13 protein-coding genes and 1 other RNA gene are annotated in these 14,457 nt (G+C 38.0%); 3 read left to right on the forward strand and 11 right to left on the reverse strand.

Translation table 11 applies throughout. The annotated features are described in order from the left end of the window. Positions 1 to 483 precede the first annotated feature (483 nt). On the reverse strand, positions 484 to 1,305 hold the full coding sequence (gene nadE / locus M3226_RS27645) for an ammonia-dependent NAD(+) synthetase (RefSeq protein WP_251572204.1): 822 nt from the start codon (positions 1,303 to 1,305) through the stop codon (positions 484 to 486). Positions 1,306 to 1,421: 116 nt separating this feature from the next. Between nadE and M3226_RS27650 the strand changes: the two genes are divergently transcribed. Beyond that, a complete protein-coding gene (locus M3226_RS27650; RefSeq protein WP_251572206.1) occupies positions 1,422 to 1,934 on the forward strand; it encodes an acyl-CoA thioesterase in 513 nt (170 codons plus the stop codon). 99 nt (positions 1,935 to 2,033) lie between these two features. Here the strand turns inward: M3226_RS27650 and M3226_RS27655 are convergent, their stop codons facing one another. The 4 genes from M3226_RS27655 to M3226_RS27670 all read right to left on the reverse strand — a co-directional run bounded on the left by M3226_RS27655 (position 2,034) and on the right by M3226_RS27670 (position 5,464). Continuing rightward, the gene (locus M3226_RS27655; RefSeq protein ID WP_251572208.1) at positions 2,034 to 3,008 is read right to left on the reverse strand and encodes a cation diffusion facilitator family transporter; all 975 of its coding nucleotides are present in this window, start codon (positions 3,006 to 3,008) and stop codon (positions 2,034 to 2,036) included. Positions 3,009 to 3,022: 14 nt separating this feature from the next. Next, positions 3,023 to 3,256, reverse strand: a complete 234-nt coding sequence (locus tag M3226_RS27660) for a group-specific protein (protein WP_251572210.1) — start codon at positions 3,254 to 3,256, stop codon at positions 3,023 to 3,025. 81 nt (positions 3,257 to 3,337) lie between these two features. After that, positions 3,338 to 4,339, reverse strand: coding sequence for an AI-2E family transporter (locus M3226_RS27665; RefSeq protein ID WP_251572212.1), 1,002 nt, complete (start codon positions 4,337 to 4,339; stop codon positions 3,338 to 3,340). A 99-nt stretch (positions 4,340 to 4,438) separates the two neighbouring features. After that, complete coding sequence (locus tag M3226_RS27670) at positions 4,439 to 5,464, reverse strand: polysaccharide deacetylase family protein (protein WP_251572214.1); 1,026 nt, start codon at positions 5,462 to 5,464, stop codon at positions 4,439 to 4,441. A 315-nt stretch (positions 5,465 to 5,779) separates the two neighbouring features. Here M3226_RS27670 and M3226_RS27675 point away from each other — a divergent pair, with 315 nt between their 5' ends. Both M3226_RS27675 and M3226_RS32885 read left to right on the forward strand, forming a co-directional pair. Further along, on the forward strand, positions 5,780 to 5,998 hold the full coding sequence (locus M3226_RS27675; RefSeq protein ID WP_251572216.1) for a hypothetical protein: 219 nt from the start codon (positions 5,780 to 5,782) through the stop codon (positions 5,996 to 5,998). 83 nt (positions 5,999 to 6,081) lie between these two features. Then, entirely contained in the window at positions 6,082 to 6,756 is a 675-nt protein-coding gene (locus M3226_RS32885) for a DUF2085 domain-containing protein (RefSeq protein ID WP_374110695.1), read from the forward strand. On the opposite strand, the gene M3226_RS32585 is transcribed toward M3226_RS32885, so the two are convergent. The 6 genes from M3226_RS32585 to rnr all read right to left on the reverse strand — a co-directional run bounded on the left by M3226_RS32585 (position 6,743) and on the right by rnr (position 14,436). Next, positions 6,743 to 8,185 carry a sensor histidine kinase gene (locus M3226_RS32585; protein ID WP_251572218.1) on the reverse strand — a complete coding sequence of 481 codons (1,443 nt, stop codon included), beginning with the start codon at positions 8,183 to 8,185 and terminating at the stop codon, positions 6,743 to 6,745. The two genes, M3226_RS32885 and M3226_RS32585, sit on opposite strands and share 14 nt — an antisense overlap. A 1-nt stretch (position 8,186) precedes the next feature. Then, positions 8,187 to 9,383: a beta-ketoacyl synthase N-terminal-like domain-containing protein gene (locus tag M3226_RS27685; protein ID WP_251572220.1), complete on the reverse strand. Its 1,197-nt coding sequence runs from the start codon at positions 9,381 to 9,383 to the stop codon at positions 8,187 to 8,189. Between the two features lie 190 nt (positions 9,384 to 9,573). Continuing rightward, a complete protein-coding gene (locus M3226_RS27690; RefSeq protein WP_251572222.1) occupies positions 9,574 to 10,245 on the reverse strand; it encodes a diphthine--ammonia ligase in 672 nt (223 codons plus the stop codon). 648 nt (positions 10,246 to 10,893) lie between these two features. Next, positions 10,894 to 11,228, reverse strand: a transfer-messenger RNA (tmRNA) gene (gene ssrA, locus M3226_RS27695). A 169-nt stretch (positions 11,229 to 11,397) separates the two neighbouring features. Then, entirely contained in the window at positions 11,398 to 11,865 is a 468-nt protein-coding gene (gene smpB / locus M3226_RS27700; protein ID WP_251572224.1) for an SsrA-binding protein SmpB, read from the reverse strand. A gap of 210 nt (positions 11,866 to 12,075) precedes the next feature. Continuing rightward, entirely contained in the window at positions 12,076 to 14,436 is a 2,361-nt protein-coding gene (gene rnr / locus M3226_RS27705) for a ribonuclease R (protein ID WP_251572226.1), read from the reverse strand. Positions 14,437 to 14,457 lie beyond the last annotated feature (21 nt).

Genomic DNA, 14,457 nt, shown 5'->3' on the forward strand with positions numbered 1-14,457 from the left:
ATATTTAGGTTAAACTGAATTTGAGTCATGATTAATTCCTCCTCATTGTTTTCGTCGCTGTTAACATTGTTGACAAGAGGAATTAATTTGACTCCTTTTCTTTTTACACAATTATACGGACTTAATCTCCTTTTTTTCTTTTTCAGTCGTCAATAAGCTCTATTGGCTACCCTCATGCCTCATTTTTTCCTTTTACGGTCGTCAATAAGCTCTATTGGCTACCCTCGTGCCTCCTTTTTTCCTTTTTCGGTCGTCAATAAGCTCTGATTAATTCACGGGTCGTGATTTCTTTCTTAATTAAAATAATATAATTACATTAAATAACTTAGATAATAGGGGGCTTTTCACCATTAGAAAAAGCACCGCAAATGCGATGCTTTTTGTTAAACGTTTTTTATTACATTTACTAATGGAATTTAAAGTACTATGAAAGGAAACCGTTTCTCCAGCATGACAGCTCCTATTTAATCTTTTTTAGAATTATTATTTCCACCACTCATCAAACATGCTGGCCGGAAGTCTCCGTTTATGCTCAGTGAGGATATACCGTTTCTCGACTTTGTCTGCAATTTCTGGTGACACAGGTTTCCCTTCCAAATAATCATCGAGTTCATCATAGGTAATTCCTAATTCGGTCTCATCTGCCTGTCCTGGTTTTTGATCGAGGAGATCAGCAGTCGGAACCTTTAAATATAGTCGTTCATCTGCGCCTAGCTCCTTAAGCAAAGCCTTCCCCTGTCGCTTGGTTAAGCCTGTGAGCGGCAAGATATCCGCGCCCCCATCCCCATACTTAGTATAGAAACCTGTTACGGCTTCTGCAGCATGATCTGTACCTATGACGAGAAGACCTTCCATGCCGCCGATGGCATATTGGGCAATCATTCTCATTCTCGCTTTGACATTCCCTTTATGATAGTCACTTAGCTGATCCTCTTTAATGCTGGCATTATATTCATTTTGTACTTCATCAACTGCACTTTTAATATTAAAAACTTCCTCGCGATCTGCCTTTATAAAGGCTAACGAGCGCATAGCATCTTCCTCGTCCTGTTGAACTCCATATGGCAGGCGCACTGCAATAAATGTTGCAGCTGTTCCCTCTGTACGTAATTCTTCGACAGCCAGCTGAGCAAGACGACCCGCTAATGTGGAATCCTGTCCTCCGCTAATCCCTAGTACAAACCCTTTTGCCTTCGCTTTTACTAAATAATTTTTTAAAAAATCTATCCTCTTGCGAATTTCTTCCTTAGGATTAATGCTGGGATTCACATGTAAATCTTTCATAATTTGTGCTTGCAAACTCATTTGTTGACCTCCTCACCAATTAACTGATATATGTAATGTACCACATTTAACTTCATTTCACTAAAATGAAACAAGAAAAATAAGTTTGTGGACAAAATAAAACTTGGAGGGATCATATGGAAGCAAAAACATGCAATGAAACAAGAGTTGTTCGAACAAGCCGAATTTTTCCAAACGATGTAAATAACCATAATACCTTGTTTGGTGGAAAGCTAATCAGTGATATTGATATGATTGCTTCGATTTCCGCTGTACGTCATTCAAGAGCAGAGTGTGTAACAGCGTCCATTGATTCAGTGGATTTCCTTAGTCCGATTACACCGAAAGATTCTGTTTGCATTGAAACCTTTGTTTCGTATACGGGAACGACTTCGATTGAAGTTTTCGCTAAGGTGATTGCTGAAAATCTTATGTCCGGCAGCCGAAAAATAGCTGTGACAGCCTTTTTAACCTTTGTTGCCCTAGATAACAACGGAAAACCAACAAGGGTTCCTGCGATCATTCCGGAAACAGAAGAAGAGAAAAAGCTATACGAAACCGGTAAGGACCGAGCAGAAAAGCGGAAAGAACATCGAAAAAACAGTAAAGAACTCGCCAGTGTCTTTACTACGCATAAGCCCTGGGAATAAAGAAAAGCGGAAGTACCTTGACCAGGGAAAAGTAGTTGATTTTTTCTTAAGGGCTGAAGCGCAAGAAAAAAAGGTTCACGATCGGCTCGTGAACCTTTTTTATGTTTGTTTTGTTGGTTCTGATTTTTTCCATGTCATGACATCATCCGCTTCATCGATCTCGATCGTGACATCAACAACACCTTTTTCTGCCATAATTTTTTCATGTATTCTGTCCTTAATATCATCGGCGGCAGCAACGGTTATTTGAGGGTCAATCTCAATTTCCAGCTCAACGTGCAGGTCTTCACCCTCTTTAATAACGGTTATATCTTGAATATCCTTTACATCCGGGTCTTCCATCACGAGTACACCGATTTTATTTTCCATTTCCTCATCAGCTTGCCCAATAACCCCGGCTGCATTATCTAAAAAGACCTTTCCAACAACAAAGAGCATCATCACACCAATTAAAACAGAGGCGACACCTTCTGATTGATGTAAAGGGGTATAGTGGGCTAAAACAACAGCAATGATGGCTAACAAACCGCCTAAAGTCGCCACCATATCTTCCATAAACACAAGCTTTGTTGCCGGCTTTGCACGTCCCAAATTGGCAAAAGCCATTGTAAATACGTTTAAGCCTTTTGCCTCTATCTCTAAATCGTGTAAAATTTCTTTCATCGCTTTAAACAAGACAAAGGTTTCGAGCAGGGTTGCTAATGCTAACACAAGAATATTAATCAGAAAACCACTGGACTCCGTTGGATGAATAATATGGTGGTAGCCTTCTTTAATGGTTTCAAACGCCATAACCCCTACAATTAACACTGCCCCTAATAGAACCAGGTTAACCAAGCGGCCAAACCCATTAGGATATTTCTCTGTCGGTGCCTTTTTACTTAATGCCGAACCGACAAACACAAAGAACTGATTAGCCGCATCACCAAGGCTATGCATCGTTTCAGCAAACATGGCCACATTCCCTGTAAAAAGAAAGGCAACCCCTTTGATAATGGCAATGATTGTATTTATAATGGCAGCCAGAAAAGCTGATTTATTCCCTCGTTTTAATAATTGAAATAATTCTCCCATCCTATCCTCATTTCTTAAACGTTTTTTAGCACCATATATAAACGGTGATTTCGCTCGTTTTTTTCTTCGGAGTGTGCTAAATCATATTTTTTCAATAAATGAAACACTTCATTCAATAGTTCTTGTGAGTGTTCTTTTGAAAAAAATTGCTTAAATAATTCCTTCATATTTTCCGGTAAAAAAGCCACTTGGGATTCGTATTTACCTTTTACATCTTCCTGCGAGTGATTCAGTTTACATTCGCTCATGTTATCTCTCCTCTCAACCATGTACATCTAGCATAGCAGAAATGTTCTAAAAGAAAAAAGCCCGTGATTGGGCTTTTTTGATTAAACTTTTTTATGATCTGTCACTTCTAAAACATCCAAAAGGAAAACAAAAACAGGGATACCGATAATTAAGCCCCATACCCCAAAAAAGTGCTCGGAGAAAATCAAGACAATGAAGGTATAGAAAACAGGAAGATTCGTTTTTGAACTCATTAAATTTGGATTTAGGATGTAAGCCTCAATTCCATGAATGATAAAAATCGCGATTCCCACATAAAAAACCTTCATGAATCCACCGATACTATAAGCGATAATCACAAGCGGAATTAATGAAATAATAACCCCAGCAACAGGGATTAATCCCAAAACAAACACCATTATTGATAGGCCGCCTAATTGCGGAAAATCTAACAACCATAGGGAAATCGTCGTTAAGATACAATTGACTACCGCGATAATTAATTGTGCTTCAATCACCTTACCGAATGTCCCAACAAACTTCCGGGCAAAAAACTCAACTTCTTCATAAATGGAAGAGATTTTACTGTTCCTAAATTTCTTTGTAAATTCAATTAAGCGAGGCTTTTCTAGTAAGCAGAAAATACTTAGCAGCAAGGCCAATAAGACTTGTATGGTCACACTGCTGATATCAGTAAAATACTTAATTAAAAATTGAAATCCTTGCTCAAGATAGCTGGAAATCTTAACCTCTTCCATCCTGTTCACGATATAATTCAAAATAATATTATCGTGCTTGGATGTGTAAAAAGCCGTTAACTGCTTGATTAGGGCAGTTATTTCCTGAATAATCATTGGCAAATACATGACCAAACAGTAGGAAAGTAATCCGACAATGCAGGCATAGGAGATGACCACAATTAACCGGCGATTGAGCGGGATCTTTGTTTCAATAAATTGAACTAAGCGATTCATTAAAAAGGTAAAAATAAAGGTAAGTAAAATTAAATTAATCATCGATCTCATTGCATATAAAACAAGGGCAATGAGAACAAAAATAGAAATTCTCTTAAATCCACTGCTCTGCATAAGTTTATTTATCATAGATACTGATCGAACCCCATTATATATACTAGTAAAAGTTTTTACACTTTTTTTAATTATATCAAATCTTTACCGCATTTTGTCGGTTTTAGTCATCTTTTATGGTTTAAATTGAACCGGTGTCATCGAACTGTCAATTGCTTTACTCATCCAGCCCTGGTTTGATAGAAAATCAAGCAGCTGCGGTAAATGGGCTAACGTTTCCTTCCGTTCGTGCAGCAAAATGACGATAGGACCATTATGATTTGCAAGCCGATTTAATTGTGTGATAACACTGTTCACATATCTTGCATCTTTATAATCCCAATCCCTGCTGTCAATATTCCAATCCCACATCATATATCCAGTATCATGAACTGCTTTTCGATATTCCTCTGTCATATACGGAACACTGCCATATGGAGTTCTCATTATATAGGAATCTACACCGGATATTTCTTTTAACGTATTACGGTTTTGCGTTAATTCCGCCATGATCGATGCAACAGATGCATAAAAAATCTTCGGATTATGCGATACGCTATGCAAGCCTACCGTTTCTCCAGACTGAACCATTAATTTAACTGCATTTGGATAACGGCGAATATTGCCATCAATCATAAAAAAGGTGGCTTTATAACGATATTTTTCCAGCAGGGCAATAATTTGGCCGGAAAATACTGTCGGGCCGTCATCAAATGTTAAATAAACAGTTTTCTGCGGAACTGGATTAGCTGGCGGTGTAATCGGTTGTTCAGACTGTGCTGGTTTTGGTTCCTTAGTTGGTTGCTCTGAAGAAGCGGTATCGTTTGTGGCAGGTTTTGCCGCGGCAGGTTCTGTAGTAGTCGGTTCTTTTACGTTACTTTTCTCTCGCTCTTGTTGATTTCTCCACGCAATCGCTTGCACTTGCTGCTTGCGTATTCGTTCTTTTTCAAGTTTAATCTCATCGGTGTCCCAAATGTTTTCCTCCGGTGCCGGTCCTTTCGCTATCGCACGTTTAATAGTTTCATTTTTTGAATGATTAATAGGTTTATTTATCGTTCTTTCCTGAAAATGATGGCTCAAGAATACCCCTATGCATACGAATCCAATAGCCAGCAGGACGATAAGTGTCCCTTTGGACCACCCTTTTTTTAGATTTCGCATTTTACATACCCTCTTTGATGTTTTTTCACTTTCCCATTATAGACGAAATTCCCAAATAATTGTTTCAAATCTATTAAAAATATTACATTTCAATTAAATCGTACTTTTATCACAGGTATTTATTCACTTTTACATATTACAAGTTTTACTAACATATTATACCAATTAAAAATAAAAAAAGGGGATAAAGGAGAAATAAATCTGAAATTTCCAAAGGAGGACAAGCAAATTACACTACCCTTTAACATACATATCATTGAAACAAGATTTTTCTCCTATTCTATAATCATATGCATCTTGCTGGAGGTGAAATGAGTGTCAGGTGGACAAAAAGCACTTTTTTATATTCTATCGATTCTTATTCCGATTGTTGGGATTATTGTCGGGATTTTTTGGATGAATGATCAGGATCCTGAGAAGAAAGTTGTCGGGAAGAACTGTTTAATTATCGCGATTGTTGTAATGGTTTTAAGCTGTATTTGTTGGTTTGCCGCATCGGCATTGTCAATAATGCCGGCGTTTTCGGGGTATTAAAGATAAGGCATTAAACAGATGCTCAAGAACCCAATTTTACATAATGATAAAATTGGGTTCTTCACTTAGGGGGTGAATATAATTTGATCCATGAGATTTTAAACTTTTTTGGAAGTGCCATTTGTCATCAATTAGAAGAACGATCTCTTCATGTTTCAGGAGCAGCACTTTCCGTTTGTGCACGAGATACCGGGATCTATATCGGGATTTTTTCCACCTTATTGTATTTACATATAGTGAAAAGGAAATCAAAAATCTCCATACCTACAATGAAAGTTAGCTTTCTTCTATTATTATTTATGATTCCTATGATCTTCGATGGATTAGGGTCATATACCCATTTATTTCAAAGTAATAACGGAAGAAGATTAATAACAGGTATTTGCTTTGGTTTTGTTCTCCCCTATTTTCTTTATCCGATATATTTGGGAAAGTCACTAGCTCAAGCATGTGAACCTGTTATAAAAAATAGAAGGGATTTTTTTGTTCCTCTCTTACTTAGCAGTATCCTAGGTGGATTCATTTATTTTGAAGTATTTCCTTATTACCTCTGGGACAGCTTAATTATTTTATCTATTATTGTTTGGTTTAGTTTATGTGTGTCTTTCTTATTTCCGTTTATAAAACAAACCTTCTTAAAGAGTATAATATCTTTTGCAGCTTGTATAGTTTTTCTCTGTTTATTATCTTGGTTACATAACTGGCTGCTAAACTCAGATTTATTAACATTATTAAATTTTTCTTTTAAAAATCACTAAAAGAATACTGGGGTAAAATAATTTGAATATGGGTTCCTTTTGGACCACTATCCACCACTTTTATTTCTCCACGATGTTCCATAATGATATTTTTTACAAATGGTAGTCCTAAACCTAACCCTTCTTTTCTAGAAGAAGTAAAAGGATCGAAAATACTTTCCCAATTGTCTTCCGGTATTCCATTTCCGGTATCGATCAAATGAATAAAGATACGATCTATTTGGATATCGGTAGAAATGATTATCTCTCTTATCGATCTTCCTTTCGGAAAAGCTTCCGAGCTATTTTTTATTAAATTAACGAATACTTGTTTTAAATATGTTTGGTTTGCGTATGTTTTTAGAGTTCTATATTTTTTTTCAAAAGTAATTTTCACAGAATTTCTTTGTAAAAATTCTTCAGATATTTCGATTGCTTGTTCAATAATTTCATTTAGATCCACCATATTAAATTCAATCGATTTATATTTCAAAAATCCGGTGTAATTTTTTATTAATTCATCCAAATGCAGTGCAGCGGATTGAATCATTTCATTCATCTTTTTACCTTCGCTAGGTAGGGTTTTTAACTCACTTAATAATTTAGAAAATCCGTTTATAATTTGCAGTGTATTTTTAACTTCATGAACTAAACTGGCGGTGAGATTCCCGGCATTATCCAGTTTCTTCTGACGCTCCATTAAACGATTAAAGTTCACTGTCAGCATGGTATGCATTCTTATAAACGAAAAAACAATAATAACGGAAAAGATGATAATACCTAAACTGCTAAATAAAGCTCCGGCTCCTGGTATAAAATTTAAAAAACCAGAAACAAACAATAAAAAAGTACAAAAGGAAAATGTACTTAAAAAATCCTTTAAATAGATATTCTGAATTTGTCTAGAAATAATAAAAGTAAAAATGACAAAAATGATAAAACTCCCCGTATGGAAAAGATATAAAAATTGGAGTGGTCCATACTCTGGAAAATAAAAATAAGTAGTAGTATGTAATACTTTAACCTCCTTTATATCTACTATTCCAAGTTTTGTCATGTTGATCAGATAAATAATGGAGCTCCATAGAACTAAAGCGAACATTATTTTTCGGTTAAAAATAGATAATAGAAACTGATAACCTGTCTTGTTTTTAAAATTGGCCGTATGTTTTTTTATTAGTATATAAGCCAAGTAAAATACGATGGGAACAATAAAGGTTGTCCCCATTCTAAACAGCCTGAAAAGCAACAAGATTAGATCTTTTGAAAATATTCCTTTTAAATACAAAACGGCTACATCCAATTGCCAAATGCTGATGGCGAGCATGTAAAGCAACAGGGCAGACGCTAATTCTGAACCTTTATATATTTTTAAAACACAAGTCGCTAATACCACAGGAATCATTCCAATAATAGCGATTAAAAATCCAATGATCAACCCATTCACCACTCTATTTATATCTTCTTATATATGCACAAGCATTATTTCCACCATGTCCATGATTCGTTACTGCTACTTCATTTATTTCTTGGAACCACGTTTCGGTAACGATGTTCATTTCTTCGTATCCTTTTTTGTTTGTTCGAATAGTCGGAGGAATGAAGCCATGTTGAATACTTAATAAAGCTGAAATGACTTGTAAGATTCCAATAGCTCCGTAAGGATTTCCAATCATACTTTTTATGGAGGTATATGGAACACTGTGATTAAATAGTTCTTTTGAGCAATGTTTCTCGATTCTGTCGTTTACGTTAACTCCCATAGCCTGACTATTTACATAATCAGGTTTTCTACCTTTTATTACCTCTTTTAAAGCATTAACCATTTGTTCCCCTGTTTCATCGATAGAGTACAGGTAAACTCCGTCATTATTTGAGATAACATTCTCGATTTCCCCTAAAATTGTACTAGATCGTTTTAACGCATGTTCTTCTCTTTCCAAAATGATTACCCCTGCAGCTTCAGAAACAGCTAAACCCATGCTATCTTGACTAAAGGGAACAGCTCCCTCATGCAATGATTGATTCAAAGCAATCGATTTAGTTTTGGCGAATCCATACGTTGCCATTTTATCAATCAAACTATCTGTCCCGCCAACTATCGCTATGTCAATAATACCACAGTTTAAATACGCGATGGCGTCTTGAATCGCTTCTAAACTCGAGGTACATCCAGTCGTAATTGTTTTTGCAATACCTTTTGATCCCAAATAGTAAGCAATGGCCGAGGTAATACTATGATAATTAGCAAAGTGAGAAAACGTAATCGGAATATCTCGATAATTTGATTGATGAACATTCAGAATGGATTTCTGGAAATCTTTCTCCCCGATAGAACCTAAGGAAGTACCAAAAAAGACCCCGACTTTTTTATCTTTTAGATTTGTCAAGGCAGCTTGGTTTATTGCTTCTTTACCTGCTGCCATCCCCATTAGGGTAACTTTTGGAAATCTTTTGTACCGGCTATCAGACTCAAATTCTTGTAAATTTTCATTTATTTTTCCAACAATTGTTTCCTCACCATGAGGTGAAAGATTTGTTACTGTTTCTAAACAGTTGATTCCATTTTCTAAATTGTATAAGAATTGTTGAACATTACTTATTTTTGGTGCTTTGATCCCATATCCAGTTACAACTATTTTCCCCATAACGATTACCTTCCAATAATAAAAATATATTATTTAATCTGACATTTAATAAATTATACTAAAAAAGGGCAAATAGTTACAGGTAACTTCAATTAGGTAAAAAGTTATTCATTATAGTTAGTTTCTACTATTCAAATTTTTCAACGAATGCAACCTTTTTCCTCTAACAAGAGCTCCTCCATTTGGTAGATTATTTAGCTACTAAATTTGACTCTTTAATATCTAATGACCAGAGGCCACTGTTTAATACAATATCGGTATAAGTCACTCCTAATCTCTTTTTAAATAAGGGCCCATCAATAACAAATGTATGAAATTCCCCCATTTCCCCCATCGGGCAAACATCCGAATCGCTAGTATGAGAGAAGAAATTAGCGTTTAGATTTGTTCCTACCCAAGACTTGTCTAAATAACTATCTTTCACTCTACAAATAATGGCCTTATAACCTAACTGCAACCATTCTTTGACTAGTTCACCTACTTCTTCTGTACGAATCCAAAGTGGAAACTCCGAGTTAAGTCCCGCTTTTGCAGCAGCATGCTCGTTCCACTGTCGATCCGTCTCTACATAAAGGGATCCAAAAATCACCGTATCGACATTTTGATTTTCCTTCAGGTCTTTAAGAGCATTGACTAATTGATTTTCATAATCAGGTGTAGAATTTATAAAAGTGATAGGTATTTGTAATGCTTCAGCTTGTGTTTTTACCACATCTATCGGAATACCATGCGCACATGTTCGCCTAAAAACATCAGAAACCATGGTGATTAATCCTACAACTTGGTAACCTTGTTTGATAACTTTATCTAAACACATACAGCAATCCTTTCCGCCACTCCAAGAAATAACAGCCCGTTTCAAATTACTCTTCCTCCCTATTATTTTTGCATTGAACTAGTGCTTATCCTAATCTAATATTAAAATATATTTGTTGTTACTACTACTTGCATGTCTTTTCTTTAATTGGGGAGCAACCGCCTCCGCTTCAAGTACTAATAGACACTAAAAAAGACTTGGAGGGTTTCCAAGTCTAATGATTTGTTAAAATTCTTCTAGGATGAAAACCATCGATATTAGAGAATTATGAAAAGATTACTTCACGGAATGGAAAGTACAATGCTAATTTATTGAGGAAAAAAATCATATTTGAAGAAAAAATTTTTTTCAAATATAAAAAAAGACCAGCAATTTCTGCTAGTCTTGTTATCCACCTATGTATGGTGGAGACGGCGGGACGTGCTCTTCCATGCTTTCGACATGGCACTGACTATATCTTGAACCTGTCCAAAAACAGGCCCTCTGGCGTCTTATGCGAAACATGAATTTTCCTTTTCAAGGAAGGATTCGCATCCTAGTACTACCTTATTGCAAGGCAGCCTATAAGTCGATACACGGCTGTTGAATTACTTCACATACCGCTCGGCATTGCCCTATCGCCAAAAGCGACTTAGGTTTCACCGATAAAGCCAGATTATCACTTGTGTGTTACCACACAAGGCGACTAATTACTAATCGAACCCGCGTCCAAAGATATCGGCACTTAAGCATCTACGAGTGTAGTCGATATATTGGCGTTTCACTGATCCTTTTGCCTATCGACCGGCGTCCGGTCAGCTAGCCTGGTTGTTCTCTTCCTTCATCCTCAGGCGGTGGAATCCGGCGTAGCCCACTTAGAGTGAGTCCCTTACCCTACCACATGGGCAATGGAGGGAGGAACCGCTATGCAGTATTAAGCTGCGAAAGCGAGATTGTTGTTAGTTTTGCCAGTTATGGCTTTGACGTTTTAACGAGGCCGATCCCCTCGACTCGCAACCTAAGCTCAAACTACCCCTGTCGAATCCGTAGCGTCCCCATTATAAAATGTGCTGAAATCTACTTAAAGATTTAGCAACAGACGTTAGGATGCTCGAACGAATGTTAGAGCAAAAGATTGTGCCGCTTATTTAGCGACAAACTTATTATAACACACTCAGAACATTTTTCAATTGTAACTATTTGTAAATTCATTTCCAATTACATCTTTTGACGATCACGGAAGGCTCTTTCAATCTCACGCTTTGCCTCTTTCTGCTTTAACGATTCGCGCTTATCATAATTCTTTTTACCCTTTGCTAGACCAATTAAAACCTTACAGAAGCCATTTTTTAAATATAACTTTAACGGCACAAGAGCATAACCTGCTTCTTTTGTTTCTCCAAGCAGTTTATTAATTTCACGTTTATGAAGTAACAGTTTGCGCGTTCGCAATGGATCGTGATTAAAAATGTTTCCCTGCTCATAAGGGCTCACGTGCATTCCAAACAGAACCGCTTCACCGTTTTGGATCCGTGCATAAGCATCCTTCAGATTGACTTTCCCGGCACGAATTGATTTAATTTCAGTCCCCTGAAGAACAATTCCCGCTTCGTACGTTTCTTCGATAAAATAGTCGTGGTAAGCCTTTTTATTTTGCGCGACTACCTTTCCTGCACCTTTTGGCATTTATATCACCTCAACTCTATGGATTTATTTTAGCAGAATATAATAGCCTGTACAATTAGAAAGGCGGAAGCATCTTGAACAGGCTTTTTCCTAGAGGCGCAAGGATGCTGAGGAGAAGGCTGTTCTTTAGCCTGCTTGTGAACCTGGAACCCCATTAGGCGCGGGACCTGGACAGTGAAAAGGAGCCTTGCAGTAAGGCCCCTCTGCCTATTATTTATTTTTTCTCTTTCTGCTCTTGGATTTCGGTACATTATCGTAAAACTTGCGTTTATTCTTGGCCTTGCCGCCCTGACTGCCGCCAGATTCAGACTTTTGTCCATTTCTGCTTCGACCTTGTTTGGCTTCGCCTTGCTGTTTATTTCGGCGCGGTTTCCGTGTATCGCTGCCTGTACTAAAGACTCTTGTCGTTTCTGATCTTTCGCGGCGAGTTCCTTTCATTCCGACAATTTCAAAATCAATCGAACGTTCGTCTTTATTCACTTTTACAACACGAACGGTAATTTCATCGCCAATGCGGAACACGTTCCCGGTTCGCTCGCCAATCATCGCAAAATGCCGCTCATCAAAACGATAATAATCATCGGTCATATAGCTGACATGAACAAGACCTTCAATCGTATTTGGCAGTTCCACAAACATGCCGAAGTTAGTCACAGAGCTGATGATGCCGTCATATTCGACACCCACCTTATCCTCCATGTACTCCGCTTTTTTCAATTCATCCGTTTCACGCTCAGCGTCTACTGCACGTCGTTCCATTTTCGAAGAATGCTCGGCAATTTCAGGCAGGCGGGCATTCCATTTTTCCCTTGTTGCCTCATCGATTTTTCCTTCAATTAAGTAGGTTCGGATTAAGCGATGGACAATCGTATCAGGGTAACGGCGAATCGGCGAGGTGAAATGAGTGTAAAACTCAGTCGATAAACCAAAGTGTCCTAGGCTCTCAGGATAATACTTTGCCTGCTGCATCGAGCGGAGCATGACAGTCGAAATCACCATTTCCTCTGGTTTGCCTTGCACCTCTTCAATAATTTCCTGGAGTGCACGAGGATGAACATCGTTAGCAGTTCCTTTTACGATATAGCCAAAGTTAGTAATGAACTCGAAAAATCTCCGTAATTTATCTTCCTTTGGATCCTCGTGAATACGGTAAATAAATGGAACTTCCATCCAGTGGAAATGTTCCGCCACGGTTTCATTGGCAGCTAACATAAATTCTTCTATTAGCCGTTCGGCAACAGACCGCTCGCGTAAGACAACATCCGTTGGTTTTCCTTCTTCATCTACCAATACTTTTGATTCTTTAAAATCAAAATCGATGGCCCCGCGCTTCATCCGTTTGTTCCTTAGAACTTCTGCGAGTTCTTCCATTAGTTCAAACATAGGGACAAGCGACTCATACCTTGCACGTGTTTCTTCATCTTTGTCAGTAAGGATTCGGTTCACATCATAGTAGGTCATACGCTCCGTTGTTTTAATCACACTTTGAAAAATTTCATGTGAAACAACGATACCCTCCGGTGAAATTTCCATTTCACAAGACAACACAAGGCGATCCACCTTAGGATTTAAGGAACAAATTCCGTTTGAGAGGCGGTGCGGGATCATCGGAATCACTCGGTCAACTAAATAAACACTTGTGGCCCGGTCCTCTGCTTCCACGTCAATAGGCGTACCCTCTTTAACGTAATAGCTGACATCGGCAATGTGTACGCCCAACTTATAGTTCCCGTTCTCTAATTTTGTAACGGTAACCGCGTCATCTAAGTCTTTGGCGTCTGCCCCGTCTATCGTCACAATGGTTTCGTTCCGTAAGTCGCGGCGATTGGCTAGTTCACTTTCATCAATCGTTTCAGGTGTCTCATTGGCCTGCTTTAATACATCATCTGGAAAGGCCATTGGCAGTCCATGTTTATGTATGACTGATAAAATATCTACGCCAGGGTCATTTTTATGGCCAAGTATTTCAATGACTTCACCTTCGGCACTTTTTCGTCCATCCGGGTACGTAACAAGTTTAACGACTACCTTATGTCCTTCCACAGCCCCTTTAGAGGCATTCTTCGGGATAAAAATATCGCTGGCAAACTTTTTATCGTCCGGAATCACAAAGCCAAAGCTTTTGCTTTCGACATAGGTTCCAACGATTTGCTGGACACCTCGTTCAATAATTCGGATGATGCTTCCTTCCCTGCGAGTTCCTGATGATTCCGAAGATACGCGGGCAAGGACCGTATCGCCATGCATGGCAGTATTCGTTTCATTTGGTGGGATAAAGATATCATCCATACCTGGTTCATCAGGTACAACAAATGCAAATCCCTTTGCATGACCAATTAATTTACCGCGGATTAAATTCATTTTTTGCGGCAGACCGTAACGGTTGCTGCGTGTGCGTACCACGAGTCCTTTTTCTTCCATTTGAACAAGGGCCTTTACGAACTCCTTAAAGTCTCCGGAATCCTGAATCCCAAATGCTTCTTCGAGTTCCTGGACCGTTAATGGCTTGTAAGCTTCGTCCCTCATATATTGCAAAAGCTTGTCTATGTGCTTTTGAATTGTATCTTCCAAACTATTCCCTCCTTATATGGG

It is taken from the genome of Neobacillus cucumis (assembly GCF_023715505.1).

Coding starts and splice junctions, on each gene's coding strand:
- nadE (WP_251572204.1), bottom strand. CDS start 1,305: ATGAGTTTGCAAGCACAAATTATGAAAGATTTACATGTGAATCCCAGC.
- M3226_RS27650 (WP_251572206.1), top strand. CDS start 1,422: ATGGAAGCAAAAACATGCAATGAAACAAGAGTTGTTCGAACAAGCCGA.
- M3226_RS27655 (WP_251572208.1), bottom strand. CDS start 3,008: ATGGGAGAATTATTTCAATTATTAAAACGAGGGAATAAATCAGCTTTT.
- M3226_RS27660 (WP_251572210.1), bottom strand. CDS start 3,256: ATGAGCGAATGTAAACTGAATCACTCGCAGGAAGATGTAAAAGGTAAA.
- M3226_RS27665 (WP_251572212.1), bottom strand. CDS start 4,339: ATGATAAATAAACTTATGCAGAGCAGTGGATTTAAGAGAATTTCTATT.
- M3226_RS27670 (WP_251572214.1), bottom strand. CDS start 5,464: ATGCGAAATCTAAAAAAAGGGTGGTCCAAAGGGACACTTATCGTCCTG.
- M3226_RS27685 (WP_251572220.1), bottom strand. CDS start 9,383: ATGGGGAAAATAGTTGTAACTGGATATGGGATCAAAGCACCAAAAATA.
- smpB (WP_251572224.1), bottom strand. CDS start 11,865: ATGCCAAAAGGTGCAGGAAAGGTAGTCGCGCAAAATAAAAAGGCTTAC.